Here is an 11540-nt window from a genome sequence, read left to right as displayed (position 1 = left end):
GGACGGTGTCCTCGTGGACGTAGGTCAGTCGGGGTGGAGCTCCGGTGGGCAGGTCGGAGACGTCGAGGGCACCGTCCGGCGGCTGCTGCCCACCCGTGGGCGTCGGGCTGGCGCTCGGTGACGAGCCCGAGGTCGATGACGCGCCCGGGGTCGGTGACGGGCCCGAGGTCGATGACGAGGTCGGGGTAGGCACGGCCGCCGGCTTCGCGCCGTCCCGCTCGCTGGGTGCGTCTGTGACGCACCGGGCCCGGGGAAAGTTGCTGCGCTCGCAGCGCGAGGACTCCGGCGGTGAGGGGACAGCCCGGCGTCAGCGGACGTGGCTCAGGACCCGCCCGGCCCCCGAGCGCAGGACGCCGTAGGTACGCCAGACAGCAACCCCGACCGCGAAGGACAGCAACGCCGCCAGCACGTCGTGGTCGTCGTCCAGGGGCGGGTAGACCACCCAGTGGGTGAGGTAGATGAACAGCGACGCCGACGCGATCGTGCCGACGACACGGGCCAGCTGGCGCGGCAGCGAGAGGCGCGGCACCCAGATCACCAGCAGCAGCCCGACGACGACGAGGGCCTCACGGGAGGGGTCGCCGAAGAAACCCACCGTGCACAGCGGCGCCAGGGCGCTCACCAGCAGCCGCTGAGGTGTCGAGACGGCCCGGGCGGCCAGGTAGCCCAGTGCGACGCACCACGCGACGCCCAGGACGCTGTAGCGCTCCACGACGCCGGCCTCGACCCCGACGAGCAGCAGCCGCGTGAGCATCGCCAGGCCCAGCCAGGCCAGCCCGAAGCGCCACGGGTACTCGCGCTCCGCCCGGTGCAGCCGGGGGACCGCCAGGACAGCGGCCAGAGCGACCAGGCTCCAGACCGCTGCCTCCAGGAACCAGAACTGCCACTGGTCGTCCCAGCGGTCGGCCCCGAGCGCATTGTTGAGCATCAGCGCGGTCGGCCAGGCGTACATCCCGGTGACCAGGGCGACGCCGCCGATCCACAGCACCGACGGCACCAGCACGTCCCGCAGCGATGAGCCGATCCTGGCCAGCTGCGTGCGCCGGGTGCCCGGCGCCAGCTGGAAGCGGGCCACGTTGAAGCCGACCAGGGCCAGCAGCAGGTGCGCTCCGCCCTGGAGGTCGAACCACTCGGTGTGGCTGCCCACCACCAGCACGATCGCCAGCGCTCGCAGCACGACCGGTAGGTCGAGCCCGACCAGCCAGCGCCGCGGGCGGCGCTGGGCGACGGTGAGCTCGCGGACCGGTCGGGTGTGCCACTCCTGCGGCAGGTGGCCCAGCATCCGTTCCAGCCGCAGCGAGACCTCGACGAAGGAGAGCGAGTCGCCGCCGAGGTCCACGAACGACTGGTCCGCACGCGCGTCCGGACGGCCGAGGACGGCGGCGTACATGGCCAGCACGTCCTCCTCCGCGTCGGTCACGGACGCCGATGCATGAGCCCGCAGAGCCGGGTAGTCGGTCTTCTGCGAGGCGGTCAGTGGGAACGCCGCCACCCGTCGTACGACGACGGCGTGCCGCGGCAGGCAGAGCTCGCGGGCCAGCAGGCGTTCGGCGCGGCGCTGGGCGCGACCGTGCAGCACGAACGCCAGCAGCGAGCCCTCGTGCTCGAGGACCCGGGCCTCGACGCCCTGCGAACGCAGGACCTCCTCGACGTGGTCGAGGTCGATGCGCAGGCCGAAGAGCTTGGCGAGGCGGTTGCGGCGTCCGGTCACCTGGAAGAGGCCGTCGTCGTGCTGGATCGCCAGGTCCCCGGTGCGCAGCTCGGTCACGGTCCGGCCGAGCGCGAGGTCGGCCGGGGAGTCGGCGTAGCCCAGCATCACGTTGGGTCCGGAGTAGACGAGCTCGCCGTCGTCGATGCGCAGGTCGCCGCCCGGGATCGGGACGCCGATGGTCTCCGGGCGTTCGGCGGCCAGGTGCGGCGGCAGGTACGCCATCCGGGCCGTCGCCTCGGTCGCGCCGTACATGACGACGAAGTCGAAGCCGTGCTCGGCGCCGGAGCGTGCCCAGGCCCGGACCCGTTCGGGGGGCATCGCCCCGCCGGCCTGGGTGACCTGACGCAGTGTCGCCGGGCGGCGCTCGTCGAAGTCAGAGCGCTCCAGCAGCGCGAAGGTGTGCGGCACGCCGGCGAACGAGGTGACCCCGGCCTGCGCGGCGCCGGTCCAGAACGACTCCTCGACCACGGACTTCTCGGTCAGCCAGAGGCTGGCGCCGGCGACGAGGTGGCTGTTCAGCACGGACAGGCCGTAGCAGTAGTGCAGCGGCAGCGAGGTCGCCGCTCGGTCGTCCGGCCCGAGCCCGAGGTAGTCGGCGATGGCGGTGGCGTTGGCGAGCACGTTCTCGCGCGAGAGCCGGACCTGCCGCGGCGTCCCGCTCGAGCCGGAGGTGCCCATCAGCAGGGCGAGGTCGGGGTGCAGGTCGTGCCGGGTCCCGCGGCGCCGCTCCTCGAACCCCCAGTCGCCGGCGTCGTCGGCGAGCACCACGTCGGGGTCGTACGACGCCAGCAGACGCTCGCCGCCCGGCGTGCTCCGCAGGCCGGGCGGCACCATCAGCAGCGGATGGCCACCGGACAGCGCGGCCAGGTAGTCGACCACCGACTCCACCCGGTTCGTGCCCTCCAGGGCCACCAGCCGCCGGGTGCTGCCGAGTCGGGCCCGCCGCTCCTGGACGCGCTCGTGCAGCTCAGCCCCGCTGATCGTCCCCTGCGCGGTGACCAGCGCGGGCGACGATCCGGGAGTGAGGAGCTCGAGTCCGGGGGAGTCGAGCCGGAGCGGGGTCAGCGTCATGAGACCTCCGCCGCCGGGTAGGTCCGGACCTCCCCGAGCACCCGGATGCCGACCTCGTCGCCGATCGCCGGGGGAGCCGTCGCCGGGCCGCGCGCGGTGACCGTGTGGCCGGAGGGCAGCGCGAGCACGACCACGATCTGGGCGCCGTGGTAGTCGACGTCGCGGACCCGCGCGCTGATCGCGTGGAACGGGCTGCTGCCCAGGTCGAGCTGCTCGGGGCGCACCAGCACCAGCGCCTCGCCGTCGCCGCTGACCTGGCTGGTGGAGAGCTCGCCCAGCTCGGTGCGCACCCGGTGACCGGTGACCGTGCCCGGCAGCAGCGTGCCGCCGCCGACGGAGAGGGCGATGGCCGGGTCCGCGGGCCGGTTGTAGAGCGTGCCCGGGGCGGCGACCTGGACGAACCGGCCGGCCCGCATCACCGCGACCTCGTCGCTGAGCGAGAGCGCCTCGCCCTGGTCGTGGGTGACCAGGATGGCGGTGGCGCCCGCGTGCCGCAGCACCCGGGCGACACTGCGCCCGGCGCTGACCCGCAGCGTGGTGTCGAGCGAGGAGAAGGGCTCGTCCAGCAGGACCACGACCGGCCGCGGCGCCAGGGCGCGGGCCAGGGCGACGCGCTGCTGCTGGCCGCCGGAGAGCTCGTGGGGGTAGCGCCGGGCCAGGTCCTGGGGCAGCTCCGCCAGCTCGAGCATCTCGTCGAGCCGGGTCGCGGTCCGGCACAGCCGGGGGAGTCCGAAGAGGATGTTCTGGCCCACGGTCAGGTGCGGGAAGAGCGCCCCTTCCTGGGGCACGTAGCCGACGCCGCGGCGCTGGGCCGGCACGTGGGTGCTCGCGTCGTCGACGACCCGGTCGCCGACGCGGACACAGCCGGCGTCGGGGCGCACGAAGCCGGCCACGATCCGCAGCAGGGTGCTCTTGCCGCAGCCGGACGGACCGAGCACCGAGGTGATCGAGCCGGCCGCCACGTGCAGGTCGAGCCCTTGCAGGACGGGCGCGGCGCCGTACGACTTGGTGAGGCCTTCGATGCGGACATCGCTCACGACGACTCCCGGGGTTGGGCCTGGCGAGCGAGCAGCCAGGTGGCGGGCAGGGAGACGAGGATCAGCAGCAGCGCGTACGGCGCAGCCGCGCCGTAGCGGACCGCCGAGGAGTCGGACCAGAACTCGGTGGCCAGCGTGCTGGTCCCGGTCGGGGCGAGGATCAGGGTGGCGGTCAGCTCGGTGCTGATCGCCAGGAACGTCAGGGCAGCACCGGCGCCGAGGCCGGGGGCGACGAGCGGGACGGTGACCCGGCGGAAGGTGTTCCAGCTCGACTGGCCGAGGCTGTGCGAGATCTCCTCCAGCACGACCGGGGCGTGCTCGAGTGAGGAGCGCACGCTCACCACGGCCCGGGGCAGGAAGAGGATCGCGTAGGCCGCGAGCAGCACCGGCAGCGTCTGGTAGATCGACGGCACCACTCGGATCGTCACCCAGACCAGCGCGAGCGCGACCACGATCCCGGGCAGGGCGTTGGCGGTGTAGGTGGCCCGCTCGAGCAGGACGGCGAGCATGCCGCGGCGCCGTACGGCGAGCCAGGCCGGCGCGAGGGCCAGCAGGGTGGTCAGCAGGGCGCCCCCGGCCGCCAGCCCGAGCGTGCTGCCGAAGGCGGAGGCGAGTTCGCTGGTGACGAACTCGGTCGAGGAGCCCAGCACCAGCCAGCGCCCGAGCGCGTAGAGCGGAACGCCGAGGGTCAGCGCCACCACGCCGACCAGGACCAGCACGACCGGGAGTCGGGCCCGGCCCAGCCGGACCGGCTCGGCGGGGCGCCCGGTGCCCGACCCGACCCGCGCCCAGCGACGCCGGCCGCGGGCCAGCAGCTCCAGGGTGAGCAGCAGGACGCAGGCGGTGACCAGGACCCCGGCCAGGACCGTGCCGCCCTCGCTGGCGAACGCGGAGCGGTACTGGCCGTAGATGGCGGTGGTGAACGTCTGGAAGGCCAGGAGCTGGAGAGCGCCGAACTCGGCCAGCACGTGCAGCGCGACCAGCAGTGCGCCGCCCAGCACCGCCGGCGCGATCCGCGGGAGCACCACCGTGGCGACGGTGCGCACCCGCGAGCGCCCCAGGGACCAGGCGACCTCCTCGCTGGCGGCGTCGAGCACGCTGAGCGAGGCGACCACGGGCAGGTAGACGAGCGGGTAGTAGGAGAGCGAGACCACCAGGACGGCGCCGGGGTAGGACTGCACCGCGTGCGTCAGCGAGACCCAGCCGTAGGAGTTCACGAACGCCGGAATGGCGAGTGGGGCCGAGAGCAGGGCATGCCAGACCAGCGGGAACGGTACGTCGGTGCGCACCACCGCCAGCGCTCCACCGACACCGAGCACCAGGCTCAGCGCGACGGTGCCGAGCAGCAGCAGCACGGTGTTGGAGAGCAGCTCTCCGACCCGGGGGCGGAGCAGCAGCTCCAGCAGCTGGGTGAGCCCCATGTCGACCGTCGCGACGAGGACGTAGCCGAACGGGATCAGGGTCAGCGCAGCAACCGCTGCACCGATCACCAGGGGCAGGGGGGACAGGGCGGTGCGGCCCCGTGGGTTCACAGGAATCCGACGTCCGTCATCAGTCGGATCACGGTCTCGCTGTCGAGGTCGGCGGAGTCGACCTCGGGCGGGGAGAGCTCCGACAGGGCGGGGACCCCGGCCCGGTCCAGCTGCACGGCCGGGTTCAGCGGGAACTCCAGCGCGTAGCTGTCGGCGATCACCTGCTGGCCCTCGGTGCCGGTGAGGTAGTCGAGGAACTCCTGCGCCTGCTCGGGGTTGTCGCCGTTCGCGAGCAGGGCGGCGCCGGAGAGGCTGAGGAAGGCTCCGGGGTCGCCCGCCTCGAAGTAGTGCAGGGCGGTGTTGTCGCTGTTGACGCCCGACTCCTCCTGGTCGCGGTACCAGTAGTAGTGGTAGATCACGCCGGCGTCGCTCTGCCCGGAGTTGACCGACTCCAGCACGACGTTGTTGCCGTCGTAGACGGTGCCGTTGGCCTTGATGCCCTCGAGCCACTCGCGGGTGGCTTCCTCGCCCTCGAGATCGAGGACCGCCGCCACGATGGCCTGGAAGTCGGCGCCGGTGGGGCTGAACGAGATCCGGTCGCGCCACTGCGGCTCGGCCAGCTCCATCAGGGAGTCGGGCAGCTCCTCGGTGCTGACCTGGTCGGTGTTGTAGGCGAGCACGGTCGAGCGTGCCGCGAAGCCGGTCCAGTGGTCGTCGGCGGCGCGGAAGCGGGCGGGGATGTTCTCCAGCGTCGTGGCGCCCAGCGGCGCCAGCAGGTCGCGCGAGCCGACGAAGGCCATGGCGGGGGAGTTCTCGGTGAGGAAGACGTCGGCGGGGGAGGCGTCGCCCTCGGTGACGATCTGGTTGGCCAGCTCGAGGTCGGAGCCGTTGCGCAGCTCGACCTTGATGCCCGTCTCCTCGGTGAAGGCCTCCGCCACCACGCTGATCAGTTCCTCGTGCTGGGCGTTGTAGACGACGACCTTGGGGCCGTCGTCGCCGCTGCAGGCGCCGAGCATCGAGAAGGCGGCGAGCGTGGCGGTCAGCATGAGCCAGCGAAGGGCGTGCATCGGACGGGTCCTCACCAATCGGGGATTAGGGTTGCCTAACCTTAACAGCGCCGGCCGACGATGGTTGAACTCGTGATCGGTCTCACGCTCACCGGGCGCTACGCCGCGGTGTCCGAATCCCGCGAGAAGCCGCGTCGGGCGATGCCGCATGATGAGGGCATGACCTCCGTGGCAGAGCTCCTCGACGACGAGGTCTGCTATCGCGCCGTGTTGTCGCGCGACCGACGTTTCGACGGCGTCTTCTACACCGCGGTGCGTACGACGCGGATCTACTGCCGACCCTCCTGTGCGGCTCGGACGCCGGCTCGGCGCAACGTCGCCTTCCACCCGACCGCGGCCTCGGCGCAGTCGGCCGGCTTCCGGGCGTGCAAACGGTGCCTGCCGGACGCCACCCCGGGCAGTCCGCGCTGGGACGTCGCCGCCGACGTCGCCGGTCGGGCGATGCGGCTGGTGGCTGACGGCGTCGTCGACCGCGAGGGCGTCGACGGTCTGGCCCGGCGGGTGGGCTACTCCGCCCGGCACCTCAACCGGGTCCTGACCAGCGAGCTCGGTGCCGGCCCGCTGGCCCTGGCCCGGGCGCGGAGGGCGCAGACCGCGCGGGTGCTGATCGAGACCACGCAGCTGGGCTACGCGGACGTCGCGTTCGCGGCCGGGTTCGCCAGCGTGCGCCAGTTCAACGACACCATCCGGGAGGTCTACGCGGCCACCCCGACCGAGCTGCGCGGGCGCCGCGGTGCCGCGGAGGCCACCGGCACGGTCTCGTTGCGGATCGCGGTGCGCACCCCGTTCGCAGGCACGGCGCTGCTGCGGTTCCTGGCCCACCACCTGATCCCGGGTGTGGAGGTGGCCGGCCGGGGTTGGTACGCCCGCACCCTCGACCTGCCCCACGGCCCGGGAACGGTCCGGCTCGACGTCCGAGACGCCGAGCCCGCTGCCGGGACGGCCTTCGTGCGGGCGACCTTCGCCCTCGCTGACCTGCGCGACACCGCCGCCGCGCTCGAGCGGACCCGTCGGCTCGTGGACGCCGACTGCGATCCCGTCGCGGTCGACGAGCACCTGCTCGCCGACCCGGTCCTGGCGCCGTTGGTGACGGCCACGCCCGGGTTGCGGGTGCCCGGACAGATCGACGGCAACGAGGTCGCGATCCGCGCGGTGATCGGCCAGCAGGTCTCGGTGGCGGGCGCCGGCACCGTCACCGGTCGACTGGTCGCGCAGCACGGTCGGCCGGTGGCCACCGACATCCCGGGACTCACCCACCTCTTCCCGACCGCGGCGGCGATCGCGGCCGTGGACCCCGGCGGGCTGCCGATGCCGCGCGCGCGGGGGGTCGCGCTGGTGGGGCTGGCCGGGTCGCTCGCCGAGGGGCGGATCGCCCTCGATCGCGGGCCGGACCGCGACGCGGTACGGCGTCAGCTGCTGGACCTTCCCGGCATCGGCCAGTGGACGGCCGACTACATCGCGCTGCGGGCGCTGGCGCACCCGGACGTCTTCCTGCCCACCGACGTCGGGGTGCGCAATGCGCTGAACGGCCTGGGCCACGATGCCGAGCAGGTCGTGACGGGCAGCGAGGGCTGGCGCCCGTGGAGCTCCTACGCCCTGCTGCACCTGTGGAACACCCTGATGCCGCCCCTGGCATCGCGGGACGACGAGGGGAACTGAGATGTACACCGTGCTGGACTCGCCGATCGGTGAGCTGCGGATCGTCGAGTACGACGGAGCGATCACCGCGATCGACTTCTCGCCGTACGACGACCGCAGCGGGCGCCCGCGTGGTGCCCGCGACGACCGGCACCCCGTCCTGGCCGAGGCGACCCGGCAGCTGCGGGCCTACTTCTCTCGCGAACTGTCGGAGTTCGACCTGCCGCTGGCCCCGGCGGGCACGCCCTTCCAGCAGCGGGTCTGGGAACAGCTGCAGGGGATCGGCTTCGGCGAGACCGCGACGTACGGCCAGATCGCGCACCGGCTCGGGATGACCAACGCGGCGTCCCGGGCCGTGGGGCTGGCCAACGGCCGCAACCCGATCCCGATCGTGATCCCGTGCCACCGGGTGATCGGCGCCGACGGCACGCTGACCGGGTACGCCGGCGGTGTGCAGCGCAAGCAGCTCCTGCTCGAGCTCGAGCAGGACGCTCTCTTCTGACGCGTCAGCGCCTCACTCGGCGGCAGCGCGACGCAGGGACTCGCTGAGCCGCTCGGCGGCCGCGAGCACCGCCGGCGCGTGCATCCGGCCGGGCTGACGGGAGAGTCGCTCGAGGGGGCCGGAGACCGAGACGGCCGCGATGATCTTGCCGCCGGGGGAGCGCACGGGCGCGGAGACCGAGGCGACGCCCTGCTCACGTTCGCCGACCGACTGGGCCCAGCCGCGGCGACGGATCCCGGAGAGGGCGGCGGCGGAGAAGGCCGCGTTCTGCAGGCCGCGGTGGATCCGCTCGGGGTCCTCCCAGGCCAGCAGCACCTGAGCCGCCGACCCGGCGCGCATGGTCAGCTGCGAGCCGACCGGGATGGTGTCGCGCAGGCCGCTGGGGCGCTCGGCGGCGGCGACGCAGACACGGTGCTCACCCTGGCGGCGCCACAGCTGGGCGGACTCGCCAGTGATGTCGCGCAGGCGGGCGAGCACGGGGCCGGCGGTCGCGAGCAGACGGTCCTCGCCGGCGGCGGCGGACAGTTCGGCCAGGCGCGGACCCAGGACGAAGCGGCCCTGCATGTCGCGGGCCACCAGCCGGTGGTGCTCGAGGGCCACCGCAAGTCGGTGGGCGGTGGGTCGGGCCAGCCCGGTGCCGGCGACGAGACCGGCCAGGGTGGCAGGGCCCGACTCCAGCGCCGTGAGCACGAGGGCCGCTTTGTCGAGAACGCCGACACCGCTAGTGTTGTCCATATGGCAATACTGCCGTCTCAGATCATGGGATGCAAGCGCTAGAGTGTGTGACCTGCACAGATCACCCGGGATCCACCCGGGATCGGACCACGGGTGTCCGTGGACCACGTCGTCGATGAGGAGTCAGTCATGGGCAAGACCCTGGCCGAGAAGGTCTGGGACGAGCACGTCGTCCGTTCTGCCGACGGAGAGCCGGACCTGCTCTTCATCGACCTGCACCTCATTCACGAGGTGACCTCCCCCCAGGCCTTCGACGGACTCCGTCTCGCCGGGCGCCAGGTACGACGTCCCGACCTCACCCTGGCCACGGAGGACCACAACGTCCCCACGCTCGACTGGGACAAGCCGATCGCCGACCCGGTCTCGCGGACCCAGGTCGAGGCGTTGCGCCGCAATGCCGAGGAGTTCGGCGTACGGCTGCACCCGCTCGGCGACATCGAGCAGGGGATCGTGCACGTGGTGGGCCCGCAGCTCGGTCTGACCCAGCCCGGCATGACGATCGTCTGCGGGGACAGCCACACCAGCACCCACGGTGCCTTCGGTGCGATCGCCTTCGGCATCGGCACCTCCGAGGTCGAGCACGTGCTGGCCACGCAGACGCTGATGCAGGCCAAGCCGAAGACCATGGCGGTCACGATCAACGGAAGCCTGCCGCCGGGCGTCACCGCCAAGGACATGGTGCTCACCCTGATCACGCACACCGGTACCGGTGGCGGCCAGGGCTACATCGTCGAGTACCGCGGCCAGGCCATCGAGGAGCTCTCGATGGAGGCCCGGATGACCGTCTGCAACATGAGCATCGAGTGGGGCGCGAAGGCCGGGATGATCGCTCCCGACCAGACGACCTTCGACTACATCGAGGGCCGCCCCGAGGCGCCCCGGGGCGCGGACTGGGACGCCGCGGTCGAGCACTGGCGCTCGCTGCGCACCGACGACGACGCCACCTTCGACGAGGAGATCGTCCTCGACGCCTCCACGATGACGCCCTTCGTCACCTGGGGCACCAACCCCGGACAGGGCGTCCCGTTGGGCGCGACCGTCCCGAACCCCGCCGACTTCGCCGACCCGCAGGACCGCGGCGCCGCCGAGAAGGCGTTGGAGTACATGGCGCTCGAGCCCGGTACGCCGATGCGCGAGGTGCCCATCGACACCGTCTTCGTCGGCTCCTGCACCAACGGCCGGATCGAGGACCTGCGGCTGGCGGCCTCGATCATCGAGGGCCGCAAGGTCGACAAGGACACCCGTCTGCTGGTGGTGCCGGGGTCCGTACGGGTGCGTCTGCAGGCCGAGGAGGAGGGCCTCGACGTCATCTTCAAGGAGGCCGGCGCCGAGTGGCGCGGGGCCGGGTGCTCGATGTGTCTGGGCATGAACCCCGACCAGCTCGAGCCCGGAGAGCGCAGCGCGTCCACCAGCAACCGGAACTTCGAGGGACGACAGGGCAAGGGCGGCCGGACCCACCTGGTCTCGGTCCCCGTCGCGGCCGCCACGGCGATCCGCGGCACCCTGTCCTCCCCGGCCGACCTGCCCGAGCTCTGAGGAGATCCCGATGGACAAGTTCACCAGCCACACCGGCGTCGGGGTGCCCCTGCGACGCAGCAACGTCGACACCGACCAGATCATCCCGGCGGTCTATCTCAAGCGGGTCACCCGCACCGGCTTCGAGGACGGCCTCTTCGCCGCCTGGCGCAACGACCCCTCGTTCGTGCTGAACAACGAGGCGTACGCCGCGGGGTCGGTTCTCGTGGCGGGCCCCGACTTCGGCACCGGCTCGTCGCGCGAGCACGCGGTGTGGGCCCTGCAGAACTACGGCTTCCGCGCCGTCATCTCGGCCCGCTTCGCCGACATCTTCCGGGGCAACTCCGGCAAGGCCGGGTTGGTCGCGGCACAGGTGGACGTGGCAGTCGTCGAAAAGCTGTGGGAGCTGCTGGAGAGCAACCCCGGCTCGACCGTCACCGTCGACCTCGAGTCGCGCACCGTGCGGGCCGACGACGGTGACGACGTGTTCGAGGCCCCCTTCGACATCGACGACTACACGCGCTGGCGGTTGCTCGAGGGCCTCGACGACATCGGCATCACGTTGTCGCACGCCGATGACATCGCGGCGTACGAGAGCACGCGTCCGAGCTGGAAGCCCGCCACTCTCTGACGGTTCCGGGGCGGCTCGCGAGCCGTCACCGGCCGCACGCGCGGCCACTCGACATCGAGAATCCCCAAGCCTGCTTGGGGATTCTCGTCATTTCCCGATCGACACCGTGCTCAGGACCGACGCCACCCGGGTGGAAACGTGTCCGGAACCCGCTGGGGCAG

General features: G+C 72.5%; 10 protein-coding genes. 4 read left to right on the top strand and 6 right to left on the bottom strand.

Annotated features, from left to right (window positions below; translation table 11 throughout):
- The 5 genes from ABZE72_RS04820 to ABZE72_RS04800 all read right to left on the bottom strand — a co-directional run.
- Positions 1 to 193, bottom strand: a 193-nt coding sequence (locus ABZE72_RS04820; protein WP_372727883.1) for a hypothetical protein, incomplete at its 3' end; no start/stop codon positions are given.
- A 114-nt stretch (positions 194 to 307) separates the two neighbouring features.
- The gene (locus ABZE72_RS04815) at positions 308 to 2782 is read right to left on the bottom strand and encodes an AMP-binding protein (RefSeq protein ID WP_372727882.1); all 2475 of its coding nucleotides are present in this window, start codon (positions 2780 to 2782) and stop codon (positions 308 to 310) included.
- Complete coding sequence (locus ABZE72_RS04810; RefSeq protein WP_372727881.1) at positions 2779 to 3819, bottom strand: ABC transporter ATP-binding protein; 1041 nt, start codon at positions 3817 to 3819, stop codon at positions 2779 to 2781. Before ABZE72_RS04810 ends, ABZE72_RS04815 begins: the two co-directional genes overlap by 4 nt.
- Entirely contained in the window at positions 3816 to 5351 is a 1536-nt protein-coding gene (locus ABZE72_RS04805) for an ABC transporter permease (RefSeq protein ID WP_372727880.1), read from the bottom strand. The genes ABZE72_RS04810 and ABZE72_RS04805 overlap by 4 nt, the downstream gene beginning before the upstream one ends.
- A complete protein-coding gene (locus ABZE72_RS04800; RefSeq protein WP_372727879.1) occupies positions 5348 to 6358 on the bottom strand; it encodes an iron ABC transporter substrate-binding protein in 1011 nt (336 codons plus the stop codon). The genes ABZE72_RS04805 and ABZE72_RS04800 overlap by 4 nt, the downstream gene beginning before the upstream one ends.
- A 159-nt stretch (positions 6359 to 6517) precedes the next feature.
- Here ABZE72_RS04800 and ABZE72_RS04795 point away from each other — a divergent pair, with 159 nt between their 5' ends.
- Positions 6518 to 8017: an AlkA N-terminal domain-containing protein gene (locus tag ABZE72_RS04795; RefSeq protein WP_372727878.1), complete on the top strand. Its 1500-nt coding sequence runs from the start codon at positions 6518 to 6520 to the stop codon at positions 8015 to 8017.
- A 1-nt stretch (position 8018) separates the two neighbouring features.
- The gene (locus tag ABZE72_RS04790; RefSeq protein WP_372727877.1) at positions 8019 to 8498 is read left to right on the top strand and encodes a methylated-DNA--[protein]-cysteine S-methyltransferase; all 480 of its coding nucleotides are present in this window, start codon (positions 8019 to 8021) and stop codon (positions 8496 to 8498) included.
- A 12-nt stretch (positions 8499 to 8510) separates the two neighbouring features.
- On the opposite strand, the gene ABZE72_RS04785 is transcribed toward ABZE72_RS04790, so the two are convergent.
- Positions 8511 to 9233: an IclR family transcriptional regulator gene (locus tag ABZE72_RS04785; RefSeq protein WP_372727876.1), complete on the bottom strand. Its 723-nt coding sequence runs from the start codon at positions 9231 to 9233 to the stop codon at positions 8511 to 8513.
- A gap of 129 nt (positions 9234 to 9362) precedes the next feature.
- Here ABZE72_RS04785 and leuC point away from each other — a divergent pair, with 129 nt between their 5' ends.
- On the top strand, positions 9363 to 10769 hold the full coding sequence (leuC, locus tag ABZE72_RS04780; RefSeq protein WP_372727875.1) for a 3-isopropylmalate dehydratase large subunit: 1407 nt from the start codon (positions 9363 to 9365) through the stop codon (positions 10767 to 10769).
- A 10-nt stretch (positions 10770 to 10779) separates the two neighbouring features.
- On the top strand, positions 10780 to 11379 hold the full coding sequence (gene leuD / locus ABZE72_RS04775) for a 3-isopropylmalate dehydratase small subunit (RefSeq protein ID WP_372727874.1): 600 nt from the start codon (positions 10780 to 10782) through the stop codon (positions 11377 to 11379).
- Positions 11380 to 11540 lie beyond the last annotated feature (161 nt).

Source organism: Nocardioides sp. (genome assembly GCF_041600255.1).
Taxonomy (GTDB): domain Bacteria; phylum Actinomycetota; class Actinomycetes; order Propionibacteriales; family Nocardioidaceae; genus Nocardioides.
The sequence above is the reverse complement of the archived record's forward strand: the minus strand, read 5'-3'. Positions and strand labels throughout refer to the sequence as shown.

Bases quoted from the DNA above. Each gene is read 5' to 3' on its own strand.
- leuD (WP_372727874.1), top strand. From the start codon at position 10,780: ATGGACAAGTTCACCAGCCACACCGGCGTCGGGGTGCCCCTGCGACGC.
- ABZE72_RS04790 (WP_372727877.1), top strand. From the start codon at position 8,019: ATGTACACCGTGCTGGACTCGCCGATCGGTGAGCTGCGGATCGTCGAG.
- leuC (WP_372727875.1), top strand. From the start codon at position 9,363: ATGGGCAAGACCCTGGCCGAGAAGGTCTGGGACGAGCACGTCGTCCGT.
- ABZE72_RS04815 (WP_372727882.1), bottom strand. From the start codon at position 2,782: ATGACGCTGACCCCGCTCCGGCTCGACTCCCCCGGACTCGAGCTCCTC.
- ABZE72_RS04785 (WP_372727876.1), bottom strand. From the start codon at position 9,233: ATGGACAACACTAGCGGTGTCGGCGTTCTCGACAAAGCGGCCCTCGTG.
- ABZE72_RS04795 (WP_372727878.1), top strand. From the start codon at position 6,518: ATGACCTCCGTGGCAGAGCTCCTCGACGACGAGGTCTGCTATCGCGCC.
- ABZE72_RS04800 (WP_372727879.1), bottom strand. From the start codon at position 6,358: ATGCACGCCCTTCGCTGGCTCATGCTGACCGCCACGCTCGCCGCCTTC.